We start from the raw sequence: 1,193 nt of genomic DNA, 5'->3' as shown, positions 1-1,193 counted from the left end.
TTATCGATGGTGGGATTATTAGTGGCGGTATTTTGGGTAGTGTGGTGGGTGGACTTTTTGAAAGTATGATGAAAAATCAAGCCACAGAAACAACACAGTATACAAGCTGGGCAAGTCAGGCATTATCAGAGGTAAAAAAAGCACAAAGCTGGTCGGAGCAATTAATTAAAATGCAACAGGAAGTGCAAAATACACTCAATATTGTCAAAATGGAGACACAAAATCTACAATCGCTAAAGCAGTATCGATGGGATGGTTTTGCAAAGGGACTTCACCAGCTCAACGCAATCAACAATCGTTTGAATGGAGTTTACTATGGGATTGATAATCTTGCAGATGCATACGAAAAATTGCACGAAGGCTATCAGAATTACGCACAAGATGCACGCAGTGCTACAAGTCAATTAGAATACAATAGGCAACAAAGGCAAAAGCTAAGAGAGCTTACAAACAAAAACAGAGCTACTTTTCAACAAACCTTTGAAGGTTTAGGAATTCAGGCAAAGGATTTAGAAAGTGAGGTTGCAATCATTCAAAGACTCAAACAAAATAGTGAAACGGCAGATGGTAATCTAAAAGTGATTCAAGCAGCAAATGATATTGCTCTATTTCAAGCTGATCAGCTAAGACAATTAAGAATTACTTTGATGAATCAAGTCAATATGCTTAATCAATATTTGAGCTCAAAAAATACAGAAGAGGAGAGGAGACAAGCAGAAGTTGAAGAAAGGGATTTAAAAAGCGATTAAAGTTTATTTTTTTATGTTATAATATTTTTTATATTTTAACATAAAGGAATTAGTATGAAAAAGAATTTATTTCTTTTTGGTGTAGCTATGGCTACAATAGCCGTGATGGCGGGTTGTGAAAAAGAATTTGAAGTTAAAAGTAAAGAATATTATTCGCAGAATATTGAAGAAGCAAAAAAAAGAGCGGATTATTGCCACAACATGGGGCTTACTAATGGTTTTAGTGATAAGCCTGAGCAAAGGGATTGCACTAACGCATCCTGGGCACTGGATCATCGCCCAATGCAAAAATAAGCTTTTATTATCAGTAATAATATTTTTTATTTCAAATAATTTTCTTTTTGGGGCAGTTGAAAATGCCGATGGGATTTTATCTCTCTTTAAAGTTGGGTTAGAATCTTGGGAAAGTGGCATTAAAAGTGCTTGTTTATGGGTCTTTTATAC

At 35.1% G+C, this 1,193-nt stretch carries 2 protein-coding genes; both read left to right on the top strand.

All coding sequences use genetic code 11. The features are described 5' to 3' along the window. A partial coding sequence (locus tag CCZ01_RS10555; RefSeq protein ID WP_112053032.1) for a TrbJ/VirB5 family protein occupies positions 1 to 749 on the top strand: 749 nt, incomplete at its 5' end. A 54-nt stretch (positions 750 to 803) separates the two neighbouring features. Next, positions 804 to 1,043 carry an EexN family lipoprotein gene (locus CCZ01_RS11040; RefSeq protein ID WP_112053031.1) on the top strand — a complete coding sequence of 80 codons (240 nt, stop codon included), beginning with the start codon at positions 804 to 806 and terminating at the stop codon, positions 1,041 to 1,043. Positions 1,044 to 1,193 lie beyond the last annotated feature (150 nt).

Source organism: Helicobacter monodelphidis, assembly GCF_003288845.1.
Lineage (GTDB): Bacteria > Campylobacterota > Campylobacteria > Campylobacterales > Helicobacteraceae > NHYN01.
The sequence above is the reverse complement of the archived record's forward strand: the minus strand, read 5'-3'. Positions and strand labels throughout refer to the sequence as shown.

Excerpts from the sequence above, each read along its gene's own strand:
- CCZ01_RS11040 (WP_112053031.1), top strand. The coding sequence starts at position 804 with ATGAAAAAGAATTTATTTCTTTTTGGTGTAGCTATGGCTACAATAGCC.